The 20,577-nt window shown below is 63.0% G+C and carries 15 protein-coding genes; 12 read left to right on the top strand and 3 right to left on the bottom strand.

The annotated features are described in order from the left end of the window. Window positions 1-292 precede the first annotated feature (292 nt). A complete protein-coding gene (locus ACWTU8_RS13280; RefSeq protein ID WP_455848529.1) occupies window positions 293-1,198 on the bottom strand; it encodes a branched-chain amino acid ABC transporter permease in 906 nt (301 codons plus the stop codon). 100 nt (window positions 1,199-1,298) lie between these two features. Here ACWTU8_RS13280 and ACWTU8_RS13275 point away from each other — a divergent pair, with 100 nt between their 5' ends. The 11 genes from ACWTU8_RS13275 to ACWTU8_RS13225 all read left to right on the top strand — a co-directional run bounded on the left by ACWTU8_RS13275 (window position 1,299) and on the right by ACWTU8_RS13225 (window position 15,153). Then, the gene (locus ACWTU8_RS13275; RefSeq protein ID WP_455848528.1) at window positions 1,299-1,910 is read left to right on the top strand and encodes a CGNR zinc finger domain-containing protein; all 612 of its coding nucleotides are present in this window, start codon (window positions 1,299-1,301) and stop codon (window positions 1,908-1,910) included. Next, window positions 1,903-2,442: a hypothetical protein gene (locus ACWTU8_RS13270; protein WP_455848527.1), complete on the top strand. Its 540-nt coding sequence runs from the start codon at window positions 1,903-1,905 to the stop codon at window positions 2,440-2,442. The genes ACWTU8_RS13275 and ACWTU8_RS13270 overlap by 8 nt, the downstream gene beginning before the upstream one ends. A gap of 221 nt (window positions 2,443-2,663) precedes the next feature. Next, window positions 2,664-6,143, top strand: coding sequence for an indolepyruvate ferredoxin oxidoreductase family protein (locus ACWTU8_RS13265; RefSeq protein ID WP_455848526.1), 3,480 nt, complete (start codon window positions 2,664-2,666; stop codon window positions 6,141-6,143). 133 nt (window positions 6,144-6,276) lie between these two features. Then, complete coding sequence (locus tag ACWTU8_RS13260) at window positions 6,277-8,589, top strand: putative bifunctional diguanylate cyclase/phosphodiesterase (protein ID WP_455848525.1); 2,313 nt, start codon at window positions 6,277-6,279, stop codon at window positions 8,587-8,589. A 148-nt stretch (window positions 8,590-8,737) separates the two neighbouring features. Next, entirely contained in the window at window positions 8,738-9,517 is a 780-nt protein-coding gene (locus tag ACWTU8_RS13255) for an N-acyl amino acid synthase FeeM domain-containing protein (protein ID WP_455848524.1), read from the top strand. A gap of 192 nt (window positions 9,518-9,709) precedes the next feature. Next, entirely contained in the window at window positions 9,710-9,859 is a 150-nt protein-coding gene (locus tag ACWTU8_RS13250) for a DUF3096 domain-containing protein (protein ID WP_455848523.1), read from the top strand. Between the two features lie 187 nt (window positions 9,860-10,046). Then, a complete protein-coding gene (locus ACWTU8_RS13245; protein ID WP_455848522.1) occupies window positions 10,047-10,271 on the top strand; it encodes an aa3-type cytochrome c oxidase subunit IV in 225 nt (74 codons plus the stop codon). An 85-nt stretch (window positions 10,272-10,356) separates the two neighbouring features. Then, complete coding sequence (locus tag ACWTU8_RS13240; RefSeq protein WP_455848521.1) at window positions 10,357-11,628, top strand: Re/Si-specific NAD(P)(+) transhydrogenase subunit alpha; 1,272 nt, start codon at window positions 10,357-10,359, stop codon at window positions 11,626-11,628. Beyond that, window positions 11,628-12,053, top strand: a complete 426-nt coding sequence (locus ACWTU8_RS13235; protein WP_029347614.1) for an NAD(P) transhydrogenase subunit alpha — start codon at window positions 11,628-11,630, stop codon at window positions 12,051-12,053. The genes ACWTU8_RS13240 and ACWTU8_RS13235 overlap by 1 nt, the downstream gene beginning before the upstream one ends. Before the next feature lie 6 nt (window positions 12,054-12,059). Further along, window positions 12,060-13,457, top strand: coding sequence for an NAD(P)(+) transhydrogenase (Re/Si-specific) subunit beta (locus tag ACWTU8_RS13230; RefSeq protein WP_029347615.1), 1,398 nt, complete (start codon window positions 12,060-12,062; stop codon window positions 13,455-13,457). A gap of 169 nt (window positions 13,458-13,626) precedes the next feature. Then, on the top strand, window positions 13,627-15,153 hold the full coding sequence (locus tag ACWTU8_RS13225; RefSeq protein ID WP_455848520.1) for a hypothetical protein: 1,527 nt from the start codon (window positions 13,627-13,629) through the stop codon (window positions 15,151-15,153). 83 nt (window positions 15,154-15,236) lie between these two features. Here ACWTU8_RS13225 and ACWTU8_RS13220 read toward each other — a convergent pair whose 3' ends face one another. Beyond that, a complete protein-coding gene (locus tag ACWTU8_RS13220) occupies window positions 15,237-16,154 on the bottom strand; it encodes a hypothetical protein (RefSeq protein ID WP_455839614.1) in 918 nt (305 codons plus the stop codon). A 251-nt stretch (window positions 16,155-16,405) separates the two neighbouring features. Next, a complete protein-coding gene (gene gyrB / locus ACWTU8_RS13215; protein ID WP_455848519.1) occupies window positions 16,406-18,877 on the bottom strand; it encodes a DNA topoisomerase (ATP-hydrolyzing) subunit B in 2,472 nt (823 codons plus the stop codon). A gap of 323 nt (window positions 18,878-19,200) precedes the next feature. Here gyrB and ACWTU8_RS13210 point away from each other — a divergent pair, with 323 nt between their 5' ends. Next, window positions 19,201-20,571, top strand: coding sequence for a cytochrome P450 (locus ACWTU8_RS13210; RefSeq protein WP_455848518.1), 1,371 nt, complete (start codon window positions 19,201-19,203; stop codon window positions 20,569-20,571). Window positions 20,572-20,577 lie beyond the last annotated feature (6 nt).

Raw genomic sequence — 20,577 nt, 5'->3', positions numbered from 1 at the left:
CCGCTTGTTTTCCGCCGTTTCGATGTGGCCCAACGGTATGCCGTGCGTGGCCCGGCGGGTCAACACAGGGCAGACCGAGTAAAACAATCTTGTGAGGTGAGGAAGGGTCTTGTGAGATGAGGAAGGGGCCAAACAGCGCCTGACGCAGCGCATGGGCCCCGAAAATCGGATTCGATTTTCGTTGGGGATCATGCGCAAAATCAAAGTGCTACAGCGTCCTTTTGCGCGTCCGAGAGGACGCGCGGCGCTGTAGACGTCATGCAACCAAAGTCTACCCAAGTCTGATTGGAAGTTAGGCAATCTTGCTCTGGTCGCGGCCCGCACCGATCAGCACCAGCATGGCGACGAGGAACAGATACATCCAGGCATCGCGCCACTCGACCGGGAAGTAGCCGGCCCACAGCGATTCGGCCATGCCGAAGGCGGCAGCGCCAAGTGCTGCCCGCAACGGCGAGAGATAGCCCCCCACCGCCGTCACGAACAGGATTTTCAGCCCATAGACCAGGCCGGAGCCGAAGCTGATGTTTCCATAGTAAAGGCTGGCGAGGACACCGGCCAGCGCCGCGCAAAGGCCGCCGGCGAGCACCGCGTGCCGAAACACCGCACGCACGTCGACGCCGCACATGGCCGCGGCTTTGGGGTCGTCGGACACGGCGCGCCAGCGCCGGCCGAAAGTCGAGCGGGCGAACGCCCAGGCGGCGAGCCCGATGGTTGCCGCGACGACCGCGCAGTCGAGCAACTGGATAAGCGTCAGCGTCGCATTGAAATTGGCCCCCTTCGCAAAAATGATGGGCTGGGCCAGCATTGGCGGCAGCCACAGATCATGCGTGTCGGCGGCGATGCGGCTTGCCTCCGACAGCAGCAGCAATATGCCCAGCGTTGTCACCACGATCGCATTGGGCGTGCGGTCGGCCAGCGGCTCGAAGATGCTGCGCGACAGGACGTAGCTGATCAGCGCCGCATACAGGAACGCCGCGACAATACCGAGCGCGACGGCCGCGAACAGGGTCAGCCACAGGGCCTGATAGCCGAAAGCCGCGGTGAGGATCATCGTCTGTCCGCAAAAGGCGAAGAGCGCGCCATAGGCAAGGTTCGTCCGGTGCAGGATGCCGTTGGTCAGCACATAGCCGAAGGCGAGCAGCGCATAAAGCGCGCCGGAATGCAGCCCGTTCAGGACCTGCTGGAAGAAATAGAGCATGCGAATGTCCTTGGATCGCGGAGAACCGCGTCCATGCGGAGCAGATTTGCATCGGGATTCTAACTTGTCAAACGTGATTTATCGGTTAGAAATGGCGCTCATGACGGTTTCCTGGACTCCGCACCGCTTCACCGGGGGTCTTCTTGCACTCGACACGGCGAACACCGTTGTGCTACGTGGCGATTCCCAGAAAACCTTCGACCGGTTCAAAGATCCGGCGGAGATCGCCCGTTTCGCCGACGCGGCAAGCGGCTTTCGCGCCGCCGAGCTTGGCGGCAGGCGGCTCGAAGCGCCGTCGCCGGACAAGATCGCGCCGGTCGTGCTGGCGATCCGCGAGACGACCGATCGGCTTTTTCGCGGTGCGGTGTCAAAAGGCGCGGTCGCCACAGGCGATCTGCCCGGCTTCTTGGAGGCTTGCGCCGAGGGTCTCGCGCACAGCCGCACCGAGATCGGTGCGCCGGGACGGCCGTTCGGCGATCCGGCGACACCCATCGCGTTCGAGGCGGCACTGGCGATCTCCGCGCTGTCGCTGCTGCAGGGCGACACCGTCGCAAGGCTGAGGATCTGCCCCAATTGCACTTGGCTGTTCCTCGACAGAAGCCGCAATTCCAGCCGACTTTGGTGCGACATGGCGGTGTGCGGCAACCGCCAGAAGGCAAGCCGCCACTATCGCCGCCGAACGGCAGCCAGAGTAGGGATCGCCAATGTCTAGGAAAATCTTGCGCCTAGTCGTTGTCGGCGCCGGGCTCGTGGCAGCGACGGCGCTCGGCGCCTGCCGCGATACCGGCAAGGACAGCGAAGGCCGATTGTTCGAGATTTCCGGCAAGCTGGTCGTCTTCAATTATCGGCTGGCAAGGGCAACTTTTGTCGTCACGCTGAGACCGTTGCAGCCGATCGGAGAAGGACAGGTCGCGGTCGCCAGCTTCCAGGATCCGGCAGGCGGCGAGCCGCTGATGGTCGAACAGAAAGTCTGGCCGAAGCTCGGCAAGGTGTCGCTGGAGAGCCCGGCGCTTTTCTGCATCGTCAAGGACAAACCCTATGCGATTGCGATCAGCATCAAGGATGCCAATGGTGGGGTCCTCCAGAAGATCGACACCACGCTAATGTCGACGCAGGACCAATCGGTCCTGCCCGACAGGCCACTGGTCATCGATCAGCTCTATACGCCCAACCCCGAGCTTGCCGGCCATCCTGACGGCAAGCTGCCGGGCGCGCCTAAGCCCGACTGTTCTAAGGCCAGCTGACGCATCACCGCCAGTATTGGCCGCAGCCGGAATTCTCGTAAGGCGGTGGACCAACCGGTGTGCGGTTTCTTACACCATCGGGCGCGGACCGGATCATTTGTTGCGCCTCGTCTGGCATCTTCGATTTTGTTTGACCTCCCCGGCAAGGGAAGAAAGACTGTAGGCACTCGACTCCGACGTTGGCTGCGCACCTCTAGCCGTGGCCGCACAGGAAATGCCTGATGACGCTGTATGATGTCGCGCTCGACGACAAGTTCGACCTGGGGAAGGAGCGCATCTTCCTTTCCGGCGCGCAGGCGGTCATCCGCATGCTGCTGATGCAGCGCGCGCGCGACCGCCGGGCTGGCCTGAACACCGCCGGCTTCGTCTCCGGCTATCGCGGCTCGCCGCTCGGCGGCCTCGACATGCAGCTTTGGAAGGCCAGGAAGCAGCTCGCCCAGTCGGACATCGTCTTTCAGCCCGGCCTCAACGAGGAACTCGCGGCCACGGCCTGCTGGGGATCGCAGCAGGCCGAATTGCTGGGCGAGGGCACGCATGACGGCGTCTTTTCGGTCTGGTACGGCAAGGGACCGGGCGTCGACCGATCCGGCGACGTGTTCCGCCATGCCAACCTGGCCGGCTCGTCTAGATATGGCGGCGTGCTTGCCCTGATGGGCGACGACCACATGGCCGAATCCTCAACCAACGCGCACGCCACCGAATTCCTGTTCGTCGACACCATGGTGCCGATCCTCAATCCGGCCGGGGTCCAGGAGATCATCGACTATGGGCTCTACGGCTTTGCCATGTCGCGTTTCGCCGGCACCTGGGCGGCGATCAAATGCGTCAAGGACAACATTGAATCGACGGCTTCGGTCGATGCCGCACTCGACAGGCTTGATATCGTCGCCCCGGACTTCGACATGCCGCCCGGCGGCCTCAACATTCGCAACGAGATCGACATGCTCGGCCAGGAGGAGCGGCTGCATGAATACAAGCGCGCCGCCGCTTCGGCCTTCATCCATGCCAACGGGCTGAACCGGATCGTCTATTCCGGCGGCAGCAGCCCGAAGCTTGGCATCGTCACCATCGGCAAGAGCTATCTCGACGTTCGCCAGGCGCTGGAAGACATCGGCGTCGACGAGACTGCCGCCAACCGCATTGGTATCAGGCTGTTCAAGGTCGGTTGCCCGTGGCCGCTCGACCTGCAGCACATCGCCGATTTCGCTCGCGGCCTCGACGCCATCGTCGTCGTCGAGGAGAAACGCTCGCTGATCGAGGTGCAACTGCGCGAGAACCTGTACGGCACCGCCATGCAGCCGGTCATCGTCGGCAAGAAGGACGAGCGCGGCGACGGGCTGTTCCCGGCCAAGGGCGCTCTCGACCCCAATGACATCGCAATCGCGCTCGGCGAGAGAATCTTGCGAACGATCGGTCCGTCGGACGAGATTGCCGCACGAGTGGCGAAACTTCGCCAGTTCCAGGCGATGCTCGCCGACACGTCAGACATCGCCTCGCGCACCCCCTTCTTCTGCTCCGGCTGCCCGCACAATTCCTCGACCAAGGTGCCCGACGGCTCGCTCGCCGCCGCCGGCATCGGTTGCCATTTCATGGCGCTGTGGATGGACCGCAACACCGTTGGTTTCACCGCCATGGGCGGCGAGGGCGCGCAATGGGTCGGCCAGGCGCCGTTCTCAAAGCGCGACCACATCTTCCAGAATCTCGGCGACGGCACCTACAACCACTCTGGTGCGCTGGCGATCCGCTTCGCGCTGTCGACCGACGCCAACATCACCTACAAGATCCTCTACAACGACGCCGTCGCCATGACCGGCGGCCAGCCGCACGAGGGTGGCCTGACCGTGGACATGATCGCCAGGCAGGTGCGGGCCGAGGGCGTCGAGCGGATCGCCATCGTCACCGACGAGCCGGACAAATATACCGGCAAGGTCGAATTCCCCGCCGGCGCCACCATCCATCACCGCGACGATCTCGACCTCGTCCAGCGCGAATTGCGCGCGGTCAAGGGCACATCCGTGCTGATCTACGACCAGACCTGCGCCGCCGAAAAGCGCCGCCGCCGCAAGCGCGGCACATTCCCCGATCCCGACAAGCGCGTCTTCATCAACGAACTGGTCTGCGAAGGCTGCGGCGATTGCGGGGTGCAGTCGAATTGCGTGTCGATCCAGCCGGTCGAGACTGAATTCGGCCGCAAGCGCAGGATCGACCAGTCGAGCTGCAACAAGGATTTCTCCTGCGTCAACGGCTTCTGCCCGTCCTTCGTCACCGTGCATGGCGCCAAGATCAGGAAGGCCGAGGGTATGGGCGGCACGACCGATCCGCTCGACGGCGTGCCCGCGCCCGCTGAATTTCCGCTCGGCGAACAGGGCTGGGCGGCGATCATCGACGGCGTCGGCGGCACCGGCGTCGTCACCATCGGCGCGGTGCTCGGCATGGCGGCCCATCTCGAAGACAAGGGCTGCGGCATGATCGACATGGCCGGCCTTGCCCAGAAGGGCGGCTCGGTGTTCACCCATGTCCGCATCGCGCGCAGCCCGGGCGATATCCACGCCATCCGCGTTTCGGCCGGCAAAGCAGACCTTGTGCTCGGCTGCGACCTCGTCGTGTCGGGCGCTCAAAAGGTGCTCGCCGCGGTGCGTGAGGGCCACACGATCTTCCTCGCCAACACCGCCGAGATCATGCCCGGTGAGTTTACCCGGTCGGCGGATTTCTCGCTGCCTGTCGAGCGGCTGAAAAAGGCGATCCGCACTGCCGCCGGCGACGACAAGGCGCATTTCTTCGACGCCACCCGCACCGCCACCGCGCTGTTCGGCAGTTCGCTCGGCGCCAACATGTTCATGCTCGGCTTCGCCTTCCAGCATGGCGGCTTGCCCCTGTCGGCCGAGGCAGTCGAAAAGGCGATCGAACTCAACGGCCAGGCCGTGGCGATGAACGTCTCAGCCTTCCGCTGGGGCCGCCGCGCCGCCCACCAGCCGGATTTCGTGCGCGGCCTCGTTGCCCAGCCGGGCACGGCTGCACAGAACGCCGCTGTCGTCGAAGCGCTGGACGACATTATAGCCCGCCGCGTCGCCTTCCTCACCGCTTATCAGAGCGCTGCCTATGCCACGCGCTACGCCGACAGACTGGCCGCGCTGCGCAAGGCCGAAGCCAGGGCGATGCCCGGTTCGACTGATGTGACCGAGGCCGCTGCGAGGAACCTGTTCAAGCTGATGGCGATCAAGGACGAATACGAGGTGGCGAGGCTCTACACCGACGGCTCCTTCGCCGCCGAGCTGGGCAAGCAGTTCCAGAGCTACGACAAGCTCGAATTCCATCTCGCGCCGCCGATGATGGGCAGGCGCGGCAAGGACGGCAAGCCGAGGAAGTCGAGTTTCGGTCCCTGGATGATGAAGGGGTTCCGCCTGCTGGCAGCGATGAAAGGCTTGCGCGGCACGGTCTTCGATGTGTTCGGCTACAGCTCCGAAAGGCGTATGGAACGGCAGCTTCTTGCGCAGTACGAGGCCGATCTGGAGCTTGTCGCCAGCGCGCTGGCGGCAGGCAAGGTCGAGGCCGCGGCCGCGCTTGCCTCGGTGCCGGCGCTCATTCGCGGCTATGGTCACGTCAGACAGGCCAGTGCCGAAAAGGCCGCTGGCGAACGCCTAAGGCTGCTCGATCGCCTGGCAAAAATGCCCGTTCGGCCGGAACTCCAGGCCGCCGAGTGATCGATATGCTTTGTTTGTTTGAAGGGTAGCTTCCCGGCGCCAACCGACTGACGGCGAAGCCCGGAACGGCCTCTCTAAATCTTTCTTAAGGCGAATGTGACACAGCTTGGCTCCCCAGGGTTGGGATTCAGGCGTGAATCTGAAAAGAAAAAACGAGATTCCGGTCGACGTCTATATCCCGTTCGTGGAAACTCTGTTTCGCGACGGGGTGACGCTTTCGATCGGCATTCTCGCGCAAACCTTCCTGATCGGCCTTGTCTGGTGGAAGAACGGCGATCCGCGTTACCTGGTTGTTGCGATTGCGATGGTTCTCGTCGGCATATTCCGCATGAGAAATTTCCAAAAATACAACAGCTTGCCATCACCAACGACCCGGGAGGAAGCGCACAAGCGCGAAAACGACTATATACTCTACGGCTCCATGCATGGGCTTACGCTCGGGGCTTTTTGCCTGCTCGGCATCTACTTTGCGCGCGACGATTTCGCCGAGATCGCCTCCGTCTGCCTGACGCTGGCGACCGCGACCTCCATTGCCGGCCGCAACTACGGCTCGCCGCGCATGGTGACCATCCTGACCCTTGCATTGACCTGGCCCATCTCGCTGGGCTTCCTGCTGCGCGGCGATATCTATCATGTCCTCCTTGGCCTGCTGTCAGCGCCGTTCCTGTTCGCGATCCGCAAATTCGCCAATACGGTGCGCGATGTGCTTTTTGCGGCGGTGTCGGAGGAGAAGAAGGCGAACCGCCTTGCCCAGCGCTTCAATCGGGCGCTGAACACCATGTCGCATGGCCTTGTCATGCTCGGCCCCGATGGCCGGGTGGCGGTGGCCAATGCCGAAGCCGCGCATCTGATGTCGCTCAAATCGCCCGACGCGCTGCTCGGGCGATCGATTCACGGTCTGCTGATGCGCGGCGTTGCCGGCGGCATGCTGGCGCCGAAGGACTGCCGCTACATCGAAGCCCAGCTTACACGCGCCCTGCGCGAGGGCCGCGACCGCAAGGTTCTCGTCTCGCTCGCGAACGGTCAGCACTATGAGTTCTCGGCGCGTGAAGGCAGCCAGGAACTGGGGGTCATCACCTTCGAGGATGTGACGGCCCGCGTTGAGGCGGAAGACAAGATCCGATTCATGGCGCGCTATGACAACCTCACCGGCCTGCCCAACCGCGCCTATTTCCACGAGCTGATCGGAGAGGCCATGGCATCCGGTGACCTCGAGCGTCTCTGCGGGCTCGCTGTGCTCGACCTCGACGACTTCAAGAGCGTCAACGACACGCTTGGCCACCCGGTCGGCGACGGATTGATCTACGCCGTCGCTGAACGGCTGGCGGCGGTCGCCGGACCAGGCGTCACCGTCAGCCGTTTCGGCGGCGACGAGTTCATGATCTTCTTCGACCGCGTCGAGGACGAGAGCCATCTGTCCAGCCAAATCGACGAGATTTTCATTGAGCTGCAGGGCGAGGTCGACGTCGCCGGCCATGGGTTGCGCATCCAGGCCAGCGGTGGCGCGGTGCTGTCGAGGGTCAGGGATACCGATGTCGACGCCATGATCGTGAAGGCGGACCTTGCGCTCTACAAGGCCAAGGAACTCGGCAAGAATACTTGGCGGTTGTTCGAGGCGTCGATGGAGGTCGCTTTCCGCAACCGTCAGCTGATGAAGGCGGATCTGCGCACCGCAGTAGAAAGCAAGGGGTTGCGGGTGGTCTACCAGCCAATCGTGGCGATGAGCACGATGCGCATAGCCTGCTGCGAGGCGCTGTGCCGTTGGGACCACCCCGATCTCGGACCAATTTCGCCCAGCATCTTCATTCCGCTGGCGGAAGAAATGGGCATCATTTCCGAGATCAGCACCTTCGTCCTGCATGCGGCGTGCACCGAATGCGCCAAATGGCCCGCACAGACCAGTGTCTCGGTCAATCTCTCGGCCAAGGACTTCCGCAACCGCGACGTTATCGAGAAGGTTCGCCATGCGCTCGCCAGTTCCGGTCTCGCCGCCGGCCGACTGGAGATCGAGGTCACCGAGACGGCACTGCTCGACGACAAGTCGCTGACGCGTCAGTATATCGAGGAATTGAAGCGGCTTGGCGTGCGCATCGCGCTCGATGATTTCGGCACCGGCTATTCGAGCCTGAGCTATCTCCACAAACTTCCGCTCGACAAGATCAAGATCGACCGTTCGTTCCTGATGGACGTTACCCAGAACAGCCGTTCGCTTGAACTGCTCAAGGGCATCGTCAATCTGTCACGGCCACTGGGGCTTTCGGTGACTGTCGAGGGCGTCGAGACTTTCGAGCAGCTCAAGATCCTGGCCTTGCAGGTCAAGCCGGACCTGGTTCAGGGATTCCTGTTCGGCTCGGCGCTAAGCGCGTCCGGTATCGAGACCATGTCGAGCACGGTCTGGCCCTTCGCCAAGGACATCAAGACGGCCAGGAAGGCCACGCATCGCTGATTTTCATGGAAGAAATCTCGTACTTTGGTATAATTTTTACAATCATTAACCTTAATAGCTGGTAAACGACCTCTATCTTGTTTTCATCTTTACATCTTACGACCCTGCCGTAGTGTTGATCGCGGCGGCAGTTCCGGGGATTGAGTTTATGGTTGTTGAGTTGATTTCGCCTCGCCAGGCGGCGGGTGCGGACGGGAGTGATGCGTCCGACACTATGTCCAGCTTTGCCAGGAATGTTTCGGCGATGCTCGAGCGGACGGAATACCGTCGCTGCGACAAGGGCGAAGACCTCGAGGACATTTACCGGCTGCGCTACAAGTCGTATCGCTCCAACGATATGGTGCCCGACAACGAGAACCATACCATTCACGACGAGCTCGACGACGCGCCGAATGTCTTTCGTTTCGGCGTCTACATCGACCAGGAACTCGTCAGCACGCTGCGCATCCATCACGTCACGCTGGCGACGCCGATGTCGCCTTCCACCAAGGCTTTCGGCGATATCGTCATGCCGATGCTGGCCGAGGGACTGAGCTTCATCTGTCCCAGCCGGTTCGCCTCCGACCCCGACTGGTCACGCGTCTATCCGCAAATTCCCTACCTAACATTGCGGCTCGCCGGCATGGCGTGTTTCCATTTCAACGCGCCTTACTGCCTGTCGACCATTCGCGAGGACCACGCCGGCTTCTACAAGCGGATCTACTATTCCGAGAAGATCAGCGAGGCCCGCGCCTATCCCGGCGTCTACAACAAGGTCGTGCTCTACCGTGCCGACGTCAATGCGATCCGCGAGCGGTCCCTCTCCCGGTTCCCGTTCTTCCGTTCGACTCCGATGGAGCAGCGCATGCTGTTCGACATGCCCCACATCGGTGAACTCGCGCCGCTGACCATCCTGCCCACAGCCAAGTATTTTCGCGAAGCCGCCTGATGTACGTCGCCCAAAAGCGCGCAGTGGTTTTGGGACAACAACATGCACCTAAACAAGGCAAGTCATTCGGCAACTTTGCAGCCTGGCCATGGAGCTTTCCGGCCGCTTCGGCGTTCTGGCAAGCGCGCCGGTGGCGCATGAACGACGTCGACCCGCATAGCGTTGGCGGCAATCCTATCGAAAGGAAACGACATGACCATTTCCACGCTCGCACTCGCTCCGCTTATCTCGCTGATTGCCGGCGTGCTGATCCTGGTGATGCCGCGACTCCTCAACTACATCGTCGCGCTCTATCTGATCGTCGTCGGCCTGCTCGGGCTGTTTCCGCATCTTGCCGGCTGATGTGACAAGCCTCAGCCGCAAGGAAGCGCGAGGCGGCAGCCGCGGGCGCCTCAGGAGCATCCTCCTGCATACCGGCGGCTTCAACTTTCCTTGAGGCTGCTGTCTCCAGCGATGCGGCAATAGCGCCATTGCCCTCGGCCTGGCTTTTCGCTATGTGCCTGAAAGATGTCTTCGAAGGGGTATTCCTATGGCTGATCACTCGCCGACCGGTCCTGTCGAACTAGGCGCGAAGATGGACTATGCCGAGCACGACCGCACCTATGCCGGATTCCTCAGGCTCGCGAAATACGGATCGCTATTTTGCCTCGCCGTGCTTCTGGCAATGGCTTTCGGCTTCTTTGCGGGCGGCTTTTTCTCGGCATTTGTCCTGTTCGTTCTGATCCTCGCCCTCGGCGCTTTCATTCTCCGGTAAATTCTTCAAAACCCCTTGCCCGTGACATCGCCGGAACTCCGGCCGGCGTCCTGCGCAGACAGGTTCCAGCCGAAAGGATCATGCGGTGGGACAGACGATTTTCATCCCTCGTGAGCTCGATGCGAACGAGCCGCGCGTTGCTGCCTCGCCCGACACGGTGAAGCGGCTGGCGGGCCTGGGGTTCAACGTGATCGTCGAAAGCGGCGCCGGCACGGCATCGCGCATTCCTGACGAGGAGTTCGGTAAGGCCGGCGCTGTGATCGGTAAGGCCGCCGATGTCGCCAAGGCCGATGTGGTGCTGAAGGTGCGCCGGCCTGATGAGGCGGAGCTGAAGGCCTATCGCCCGGGCACTGCCGTCATCGCCATCATGGATCCCTATGGCAACGATGCTGCCGTCGATGCTCTGGCAAGGGCCGGCGCCACCGCCTTCTCGATGGAGTTCATGCCGCGCATCACGCGCGCGCAATCGATGGACGTCCTGTCCAGCCAGGCGAACCTCGCCGGCTATCAGGCGGTGATCGACGCGGCTGCCGAATATGACCGGGCGCTGCCGATGATGATGACGGCGGCCGGCACGGTGCCGGCGGCGAAAGCCTTCATCATGGGCGTCGGCGTCGCCGGCCTGCAGGCCATTGCAACTGCAAGGCGGCTTGGCGCCGTCGTCACCGCCACTGACGTGCGCCCCGCAGCCAAGGAACAGGTCGCCTCGCTTGGCGCAAAGTTTCTGGCGGTCGAGGATGAGGAGTTCAAGGCGGCCGAGACCGCTGGCGGCTACGCCAAGGAAATGTCTAAGGAATACCAGGCCAAGCAAGCGGCGCTGACCGCCGAGCACATCGCCAAGCAGGACATCGTCATCACCACCGCGCTGATCCCCGGCCGTCCGGCGCCGAAGCTGGTTTCAGCCGCGATGGTCGCCTCGATGAAGCCGGGCTCGGTGATCGTCGATCTCGCGGTCGAACGTGGCGGCAATGTCGAAGGCGCCGTGCCCGGGCAGGTGGTGACCACGGCCAACGGGGTGAAAATCATCGGCCATCTCAACGTACCGGGCCGCGTCGCGGCCTCCGCCTCGCTGCTCTACGCCAGGAACCTTTTTGCGTTCCTCGAGACACTGGTCGACAAGACCACGAAGACGCTTGCCATCAACCGTGACGACGACTTGGTCAAGGCGACGATGCTGACCGATGGCGGGCAGGTTGTGCATCCGGCTTTCATCGGCAAGCCGGCGGTGATGATCGCCTCGGCCGAGCCTGCGAAGCCCGCTGCTGGAGAAAAACCGGCCGCGCCGAAGAAAGCTGCCACATCCAGGAAACTTGCCGCACCCAAGTCGCTCGCTAACAAGCCGAAAGGGATCGCGTGATGGACCAGACCTTGCAGAAAGCCCTTGACCAGCTCGATCAGGCGACCGCCGCCGTCCGTCTCGCTGTGCAGGATCTGGCCACAGCTCCAGGCGGCACCGATGCGGCGGGCGACGCCGCGCACGCGCTGTCCGGCGGGGCGATCGATCCGTTCGTCTTCCGCTTTGCCATTTTTGTCCTGGCAATCTTCGTCGGCTATTACGTGGTCTGGTCGGTCACACCGGCGCTGCACACGCCGCTGATGGCCGTCACCAACGCCATTTCTTCGGTCATCGTCGTCGGCGCGCTGCTTGCCGTCGGCATCTCGGCGTCCGGCATCGCCACCGGCTTCGGTTTCGTCGCGCTGATGCTGGTCTCGGTCAACATCTTCGGCGGCTTTCTCGTCACCCAGCGCATGCTGGCGATGTACAAGAAGAAGGACAAGTAGAGCGACATGAACGCCAACTTCGCCTCCTTCCTCTATCTGGTTTCCGGCATCCTGTTCATCCTGGCATTGCGCGGCCTGTCGCACCCGACCACGAGCCGTCAGGGCAACATGTACGGCATGATCGGCATGGGCATCGCCATTGCGACCACGCTGGCGCTGGCGACCCCTTCGGCGGGGGGCTTCGGCCTCATCGTGCTCGGCCTTTTGATCGGCGGCTCGGTCGGCGCGATCACGGCGCGGCGCATCGCCATGACCTCGATGCCGCAGCTGGTCGCCGCCTTCCATTCGCTCGTCGGTCTTGCCGCCGTCATGGTGGCGGCCGCCGCCATCTATGCGCCGGAAAGCTTCGGCATCGGCACGGTTGCCGACATCCACGCCCAGGCGCTGATCGAGATGAGCCTCGGCGTCGCTATCGGCGCCATCACCTTCACCGGCTCGGTCATCGCCTTCCTCAAGCTCGACGGTCGCATGTCGGGCAAGCCGATCATGATCGGCGGCCGCCATTTCATCAACGCCGCCCTCGGCATCGCGCTGATCGTGCTGATCGTGCTGCTGGTCACCAGCGAGTCCAAGCTGGTGTTCTGGCTGATCGTGGCGGCATCGCTTGTCCTTGGTGTCCTGCTCATCATCCCGATCGGCGGTGCCGATATGCCGGTTGTTGTCTCGATGCTGAATTCCTATTCGGGCTGGGCGGCTGCAGCCCTCGGCTTCACGCTCGGCAATCTGGCGCTGATCATCACCGGCGCTCTGGTCGGCTCGTCCGGCGCGATCCTCTCCTACATCATGTGCAAGGGCATGAACCGGTCATTCATCTCGGTCATCCTCGGCGGCTTCGGCGGCGAGACTTCCGCCGCTGCCGACGACGGCATCGAGCGCACGGTCAAGCAGGGCTCGGCCGATGATGCCGCCTATCTGATGATGAACGCGCAGAAGGTGATCATCGTGCCGGGCTACGGCATGGCGGTCGCCCAGGCGCAGCATGCGCTGCGCGAGATGGCCGACAAGCTCAAGGCCAATGGTGTCGACGTGAAGTACGCCATTCATCCGGTCGCCGGCCGCATGCCCGGCCACATGAACGTCCTCCTTGCCGAAGCCAATGTGCCGTACGACGAAGTGTTCGAACTCGAGGATATCAACTCTGAATTCGCGCAGGCCGATGTCGCCTATGTCATCGGCGCCAACGACGTCACCAACCCGTCCGCGCGGGACGACAAGAGCTCCCCTATATTCGGCATGCCGATCCTCGACGTCGACAAGGCCCGCACCTGCCTGTTCGTCAAGCGCTCGCTCGGCTCCGGCTATGCTGGCATCGACAACACGCTGTTCTACAAGGACGGCACCATGATGCTGCTCGGCGATGCCAAGAAGATGACCGAGGAGATCGTCAAGGCCATGGATCATTGATCCGGATTCGCGGTCCAGTGCACCGCTAATTGCTCGGAAAAAAGCCCGGCTCCGCGCCGGGTTTTTCTTGACTTGAACATCCGGCCTGCAGCGTCTTTGCTCCCATGCCGGTTTCAGCGCTACGATGAACAAATTCTGTTCCGGGCTTTGTCACCAAACGGAGGCACTGGTGTCCGACCCTCATCCTGTTGCGTCGCCGACCAAGACCAGCCCGCCGGCCTCCGGAAAGGCGGCGCGCAAGCTCAGCCAGGCCGTGGTGATCGTGCATGGCATGGGCGAACAGCGACCCATGGGCACGCTGAGGGAATTTGTTCAGGCTGTTTGGAGTCACGACCCTGCTCGCGTGCCGTTTTACGCCCGTGTCGCCGATTCGGGCGGTCCCGCCGGCTCGAAGATCAACCAGAGCTGGATCACGCCTGACAGCCGCACGAACTCGCACGAGCTTCGCCGGATCACCACCCCTTACGATGTCGATGGCCGCCGCACTGATTTCTACGAGCTTTACTGGGCCGACATCACGCAGGGCACGACGCGTGGCCGGCTTGCGGCCTGGGTGACAAATCTGCTCTGGCGCAAGCCCGCCGACATTCCGCGCGACGCCCGCGGGCTCTATGTCGTTACGCTTCTGGCCGTCATAACAGTCTTGGGCGCGGCGCTCGTGCTCGCGACCTCGGCCTTGCAAGGGTATATTTCCTGGACCACGGGCATGCTCGTCACGATCCTGGCCTCGTTCGTCGTCTGGTCGGTGGACCGGTTCGGTCTTCCTTATTTCGGTGATGTGGCCGCCTATGTCCGTGCTGAAGCGGCAACGGTCGAGAAGCGCGCGCTTGTACGCGACCGTGGCCTGACGCTGCTGAGGCGTCTCATGATGGACGATACCTACGACCGCATCGTGCTGGTCTCACACAGCCTGGGATCAATGATCGCCTATGATCTGCTGCAGATATTGTGGGCTGATTTCAGGCCGCGAAAGCTGGAAGCGGTCCGCGACAAGGCGAGACTGAAAGCGATCCGCGCCGTCGACAGCGCTACGCTCAACGCCGATGGTTCTGCGTGGCCCGACAGCTTGGATGACCTCTCCGGATTCCGGCGAGATCAATGGGAACTCTATCGCCAGCTCCGCGCCAGGGACGACGTTCATCCATTGCCGTGGAAGATCAGCGATTTCGTCACGCTCGGCAGCCCGCTGACCCACAGCGAATTTCTGGTGACCTACAATCTCGCCGAATTCAGGCGCGGCATCGCTGAGCGGCTGTTCTCGGCTTGTCCGCCAATCGCCGATACGGCGGCCGGTGGAACCGTCCTCTATCAGGAAGGGCGCAGCCGTTCGGGGAGGCCGCAGCGGGCGGTGCATCATGGCGCTGTATTTGCCGCGACGCGCTGGACCAACATCTTCGACAGGGGCAATGGCTGGCTGACGGGCGACCCGATCTCCGGACCGATGGCGGAAAATTTCGGCCCCGGCGTGGAGAACATTCAGGTCGAGCTGCGCAGTTCGCTTGGCCGCATCTTCACCCACAGGCTCTATTGGTCGCTGAAGGCGACCGGCGTCGAGGTCGCCGCAGCGGCCGGAACGCCGCCGCGCTCGCATATCGAGGTGCTGCGCGACGCCGTCGATCTCGGCCGCAAACTGGAGCCAAGCCAGGCGGTGTCCACGGTTTTGCCGGAAAGTAAGAGCCGGCGCTCGTTTCGGTGAACCGGCGCTGGCAATCACCCCATCGAAACAGCATGTCTATGCAGGGGCAGTGTCCCTGCATAGAAGAAACCGTCAAGCACTGATCAGCGGTTGGTCAGGAAGACCGCCTCCTCGTCGTCGCGCTGCCTGCCGCCAAGGGCTGCCGCGGCGCTTGCGATGAAAGCGCCGACAACCAGCGACAGTGCGCCAAGCAGCGCGAAGGTGGCACCGGCTTTCCTGGCGGTATCGGCAGCCTGCTGAGCTTGAACCTTCGCCTCTTCGACCCTGGCAAGCACGGCATCGACACGAGCCCTGGCATCCGGTTCCGACAGCCCGGCTCGGGCAGCCACCAGCTGCGACAGATAGGTCTTGTCGTCGGCAGACACTTCTCCTGCTGCTGCGCTCGCGATCAAAATGCGCGAAGCCTGCGCCGTCGCCGCCGCATCGCTCTCTGGGTTGGCGGCAGCAAGCCTGGCCGCATCGGCCGGGCGGAACAATGCATCGACGAAGTACGACGTTGCGTTGTCGGTCGCGGCGCCTCCGGCGTTTGCAGTGGCACCTGCCGAAGCGCCCATTGCCGCGCCCGACGCGACTGTCGAAGCGGCCTGGACGCCGGTTCCGACAGCTGCGGAAAGCGCCGAGCCGAGCACGCCGGCGACGAGCAACGTTGCAAGCGCCCAGGCGAGGAAGCCGTGGGCGGTATCGCGGAAAAAGACTTCATCGGTGTGGACGCCGACCCATTTGGTGCGCAGGCGCCCGGCAAGATAACCGCCGGCAGCCGACGACAGCCACTGCACGATGATCAGCCACGCGGCGGTGGAGGCCGCGAAAGTTGTGACCGATGTGCTCAAGCCGGACCACGGCGAAACCATGGTTAGCCCGAGCCCGGAGCCGAGCAACATCAGGATCAGTGTTAGCCCCGAGGCAGCAAAGGCGCCGGCCACGATCGGCCCCCAGCTGACAGCGGTGGAAGAGGATTCCGTCGGTGCGGAAACGTCGACAGCCGATAGGGTTGACTGCATGTCAGCCCCCTACCGTGCGAAAAGCATGATGAGAATAATGATCGGAATCGGGACTCCGAGAAGCCAGAGCAAAATGCCACGTCCCATAAGTGCCTCCTGCGGCGATTGTGATCAATCACAATGCCTTGGAAGCCTTTCCGTTCCGACCGGGCCCTCAGTGAACCTTTGTTGCGATGCAGCAGACATCATTGGCAGGCCTAGGTCCACCAACGATGTCTCGAGCGCTCGAAATTGAGCGTCCGGCCTGGGCTTTAAATATCCAGATTGGCGACGGACAGCGCGTTTTCCTGGATGAACTCACGCCTGGGCTCGACCTCGTCGCCCATCAGCCGCGAAAACAGGGAGTCGGCGTCCGTCGCGTCATTGACCTTGACCTGCAAAAGCGAGCGCACATTCGGGTCGAGCGTGGTCTCCCAGAGCTGCTCGGCGTTCATCTCGCCCAGGCCCTTGTAGCGCTGCATGGTCAGGCCCTTGCGGCCGGTGGCAAACACGGCGTTGAGCAGCGCCAGCGGTCCCGAGATGGTTTCCGACACATCCTTGCGGCGCAGCACCGGCGGCTCGCCATAGACTTCTGCGAGGCGCGGTGCGTAGCGGTCGATCTGGCGAGCATCGGCCGAGTTGATCAACGCGAGATCGAGATGCGCGAATTCCTTGACGCTGCGCACCGTGCGCTCGAACACATACCCGCCGACCCCTTCGTTTGAGGTCGACATGCGGCCCGTCCAGCCGCGTTCAGTGTCCTCGGCGATGATGTCGAGACGCCGGGCGACGCGATCGGCCATGGCGTTGGCCCGGCCGAGATCGGCGAACACGTCGGGGTTGAGCGCGCCGGCAATCGCGGCCTGCTCGACCACGCCTCTGTTGTAGCGCGTGTGCAGCCCGTTGATGAGCTGGCGCACCGCCAGCGCATCGTCGATGGCGCTGCGCAGGTCCTGTCCGGCCCGCACCTCGCCGGTGCTGAGCGCAAGCGACGCCTCCTCCAGCCCCGAGCCGATCAGAAATTCCTCGAAGGCGCTTTCGTCCTTGAGATATTGCGAGCTCTTGCCGCGCGTCACTTTGTAGAGTGGCGGCTGGGCGATATAGAGATGGCCGCGCTCGATCAGCTCGGGCATCTGCCGAAAGAAGAAGGTCAGCAGCAAGGTGCGGATGTGGGCGCCGTCGACGTCGGCGTCGGTCATCAGGATGATCTTGTGATAGCGCAATTTGTCGGCGTTGAACTCGTCCTTGCCGATCGAAGTGCCGAGCGCGGTGATCAGCGTACCGATCATGTCGGAGCCCAGCATGCGGTCGAAGCGAGCCCGCTCGACATTGAGGATCTTGCCGCGCAGGGGAAGAATGGCCTGGTTCTGACGCGAACGGCCGCCCTTGGCCGAGCCGCCGGCGCTGTCGCCCTCGACGATGAAGATTTCGGACTTCGCCGGATCGCGTTCCTGGCAGTCGGCCAGCTTGCCGGGCAGCGAGGTGACGCCGAGCGAGCTCTTGCGGGTGATGTCGCGCGCCTTGCGCGCGGCTTCGCGCGCCGCTGCCGCCTGGATGACCTTCTCGATGACCACCTTGCCTTCGGTCGGGTGCTCTTCGAGCCAGGTGCCGAGAGCTTCGTTGACGAGCCCTTCCACCACCGGACGGACTTCGGACGAGACCAGCTTGTCCTTGGTCTGCGAGGAGAATTTCGGGTCGGGAACCTTGACCGACAGCACGGCCGTCAGCCCTTCGCGGCAATCGTCGCCGACCAGCGCCACCTTCTCTTTCTTGGTGAGGCCCGAGGATTCGCCGTAGCCGGTTATCTGGCGCGTCAGCGCGCCGCGAAAGCCGGCAAGATGCGTGCCGCCGTCGCGTTGCGGAATGTTGTTGGTGAAGGCCAGCACGTTCTCGTGGTAGCTGTCGTTCCACCACATGGCGACCTCGACGGTGATGCCGTCACGCTCGGCTTTGATCGCAATCGGCTTGTCGATCAGCGGTTTCTTGACGCGGTCGAGATATTTGACGAACTCCTCCAGCCCGCCATCATAGTGCAGCTCATGGCGCACGACGTCGGCATGGCGGGCATCGGTCAGAACGATGCGCACGCCGGAATTCAGGAAGGCGAGTTCGCGCAGCCGGTGCTCCAGCGTGCCGAAGTCGAACTCGACCATGGTGAACGTCTCGGCTGACGGGAAAAAGGTGATCTCGCTGCCGCTGCGCCCCTCATAGGTGCCGGTAACCTTGCGCTGTTCGTAGGTGCCGGTGACCCTCAGCGGCGCGTCGGCATTGCCGTGCGTGAAGCTCATCTCGTAGATCTGGCCGTTGCGGCGGATCTTCAGCTTCAGCCAGCCCGACAGCGCGTTGACTACCGAGACGCCGACGCCGTGCAGACCGCCGGACACCTTATAGGAGTTCTGGTCGAACTTGCCGCCGGCATGCAGCTGCGTCATGATCACTTCGGCCGCCGAAATGCCTTCGCCGGTGTGGATATCGGTCGGAATGCCGCGGCCATTGTCGATGACCGTCACCGAACCATCGGGGTTGAGCGTTACCGTGACAAGGTCGGCATGGCCGGCCAGCGCTTCATCGATGGCGTTGTCGACGACCTCGTAGACCATGTGATGCAGGCCCGACCCGTCGTCGGTATCGCCGATATACATGCCAGGCCGCTTGCGGACGGCATCCAACCCCTTCAAAACCTTGATGGAATCGGCGCCGTACTCGGCCTCAGCGCCGTTGGCGTTGTCGATCTGATCGCTCATGAAAACCTGTCTGATTGATGCCGCACATCCAGCGCAGAAATCGGCTCCGAATCGCGCGTCTTTGATGTCCTAGATATAAGTGCAAAAGGCGGTTTTTCCAAGGTTTGCAAGCATTTCCGAATGGAAGAAGAGCACGCTCGGCCGGCCATGGCATCGGACCCAAAAAGTGGATCGGTTTTGGAACAGAGCGGCGGCAACAAGAGCAGGCCGCCCTGTTCCGGCAATCAGGTACTTTCCAGTGCCCCGGTTACATTCCGGAGAGGCCGGCGACATGGACGCTTGCCTTGCCAGCCACTACATTGAGGTGACCAGCGGAGCACGCCATGGACAGTCAGCCCGCCCCGTTCGTCCCGCCGGCACCGAAGCCGCGTACCTTGCCGCCTTCGACGCTGGAGATGATCCGCATCGTCTATCGCAATCCGCTCGAACTGTGGGGCGAGCCGACCTACAACGAACCCTGGATTTCGGTGACCGGCATCGGCGGGCCGCTGGTCATCGCCAATGACCCCGGCCTCATTCGCCACGTGCTGGTCGACAATGCGAAAAACTACAAGATGGCGACGGTGCGTCAGATGATCCTGCGGCCGATCCTGCGCGACGGCCTGCTGACCGCTGAGGGCGAGGTATGGAGGCGCTCGCGCAAGGCGATGGCGCCGGTGTTCACGCCGCGGCACATCTTCGGTTTTGCCGAGCCGATGCTGAGGCGCACACGGGAGTTCGTCACGCGCTACGAGGGCGGCGGCACGTCGGACATCGCCCATGACATGACGCTGCTTACCTTTGACATCCTGGCCGAGACGCTGTTTTCCGGTGAGATATCAGGTGAGCCGGGCGGCTTCGCCAAGGAGATCGACCGGCTGTTCGAGACCATGGGCCGCGTTGATCCGCTTGATCTGTTGCGGGCGCCCGATTGGCTGCCGCGCCTGACCCGCATCCGCGGCCGCAAGACCATGGCCTATTTCCGCAAGATCGTCACCGACACCGTCAAGATGCGCGAAGAGCGGGTCAAGCGCGATCCGGACAAGGTGCCGCAGGATTTTCTCACGCTTTTGCTCAAGGCGGAGGGACCGGACGGGCTGACGCGCGCCGAGGTCGAGGACAACATCATCACCTTCATCGGTGCCGGCCATGAGACCACGGCGCGTGCACTTGGATGGACGCTCTATTGCTTGGCCGAAGCGCCTTGGGAGCGCGAAAAGATCGAGCGCGAGATCGACGCGGTGCTGGCGCGCGAGTCCGATCCGACAAAGTGGCTCGACGCCATGCCGTTCACCCGCGCCGCCTTCGACGAGGCGCTCAGGCTCTATCCGCCGGCGCCGTCGATCAACCGCGAGCCGATCGAACCCGAAACCTGGAACGGCCTCTATATACCGAGGCGCGCCGCGGTGCTGGTCATGCCGTGGGTTGTTCATCGCCACCGCAAGCTGTGGGAGCGGCCCGACGCGTTCATGCCCGAACGCTTCCATCCGGGAAATCGCGAGAAGATCGACCGCTTCCAGTATTTACCGTTCGGCGCCGGTCCTCGCGTCTGCATCGGCGCCAGCTTTGCCATGCAGGAGGCGATCATCGCTCTGGCGATCATGCTGTCGCGTTTCCGCTTCGACACCACCGCCGAGACTAAGCCCTGGCCGGTGCAGAAACTGACGACGCAACCGCAGGGCGGCCTGCCGATGCAGGTCACGCGGCGCCTTTAGTGAGCG

It is taken from the genome of Mesorhizobium sp. BHbdii (assembly GCF_053848045.1).
Note: the sequence above shows the minus strand (reverse complement) of the source record. Positions and strands in the feature narration are given on the sequence as shown.

Excerpts from the sequence above, each read along its gene's own strand:
- ACWTU8_RS13280 (WP_455848529.1), bottom strand. The coding sequence starts at position 1,198 with ATGCTCTATTTCTTCCAGCAGGTCCTGAACGGGCTGCATTCCGGCGCG.
- ACWTU8_RS13275 (WP_455848528.1), top strand. The coding sequence starts at position 1,299 with ATGACGGTTTCCTGGACTCCGCACCGCTTCACCGGGGGTCTTCTTGCA.
- ACWTU8_RS13270 (WP_455848527.1), top strand. The coding sequence starts at position 1,903 with ATGTCTAGGAAAATCTTGCGCCTAGTCGTTGTCGGCGCCGGGCTCGTG.
- ACWTU8_RS13265 (WP_455848526.1), top strand. The coding sequence starts at position 2,664 with ATGACGCTGTATGATGTCGCGCTCGACGACAAGTTCGACCTGGGGAAG.
- ACWTU8_RS13255 (WP_455848524.1), top strand. The coding sequence starts at position 8,738 with ATGGTTGTTGAGTTGATTTCGCCTCGCCAGGCGGCGGGTGCGGACGGG.
- ACWTU8_RS13250 (WP_455848523.1), top strand. The coding sequence starts at position 9,710 with ATGACCATTTCCACGCTCGCACTCGCTCCGCTTATCTCGCTGATTGCC.
- ACWTU8_RS13245 (WP_455848522.1), top strand. The coding sequence starts at position 10,047 with ATGGCTGATCACTCGCCGACCGGTCCTGTCGAACTAGGCGCGAAGATG.
- ACWTU8_RS13235 (WP_029347614.1), top strand. The coding sequence starts at position 11,628 with ATGGACCAGACCTTGCAGAAAGCCCTTGACCAGCTCGATCAGGCGACC.
- ACWTU8_RS13230 (WP_029347615.1), top strand. The coding sequence starts at position 12,060 with ATGAACGCCAACTTCGCCTCCTTCCTCTATCTGGTTTCCGGCATCCTG.
- ACWTU8_RS13220 (WP_455839614.1), bottom strand. The coding sequence starts at position 16,154 with ATGCAGTCAACCCTATCGGCTGTCGACGTTTCCGCACCGACGGAATCC.
- gyrB (WP_455848519.1), bottom strand. The coding sequence starts at position 18,877 with ATGAGCGATCAGATCGACAACGCCAACGGCGCTGAGGCCGAGTACGGC.
- ACWTU8_RS13210 (WP_455848518.1), top strand. The coding sequence starts at position 19,201 with ATGGACAGTCAGCCCGCCCCGTTCGTCCCGCCGGCACCGAAGCCGCGT.